This window comes from Pseudomonas sp. HMSC063H08 (assembly GCF_001813645.1).
In the GTDB taxonomy this organism is placed as follows: Bacteria; Pseudomonadota; Gammaproteobacteria; order Pseudomonadales; family Pseudomonadaceae; genus Pseudomonas; species Pseudomonas aeruginosa.
Map to the genome: position 1 here is coordinate 1 of NZ_KV813536.1, position 288 is coordinate 288.

A 288-nucleotide genomic window follows, 5' to 3' on the forward strand; every position below is an offset into this window, starting at 1 on the left:
CCCCGGCCTGGCCGGGGGCTTTGCGGCATCGCTCATCACAAGACCTTTTGCCCTCGAACGGCACGGTTGATCGCCGTCCCGGTCCTCGCGAAACGGCTTCTAATTGCCCGAAGCTTCCGACCCTTTTTTCGGACGATTTCTTACACCCTTATAAATCAGTAAGTTACGAGGCCTCGAAAAAAGAGGGTTTCTGGCAGGAAAAACTCGGTATTTCCTTTTCCTTCAAATGGTTATAGGTTTTCAGGGCTAGTTCACTGTAAGCGTCCAGCCGCCCCACCCTTGCTCAGT

The 288-nt window shown here is 53.1% G+C and carries 1 protein-coding gene; it reads left to right on the forward strand.

The window, feature by feature from the left end; translation table 11 throughout:
* Window positions 1-236, forward strand: a 236-nt coding sequence (locus HMPREF2924_RS36235; RefSeq protein WP_218189336.1) for a hypothetical protein, incomplete at its 5' end; no start/stop codon positions are given.
* Between the last annotated feature and the right edge of the window lie 52 nt (window positions 237-288).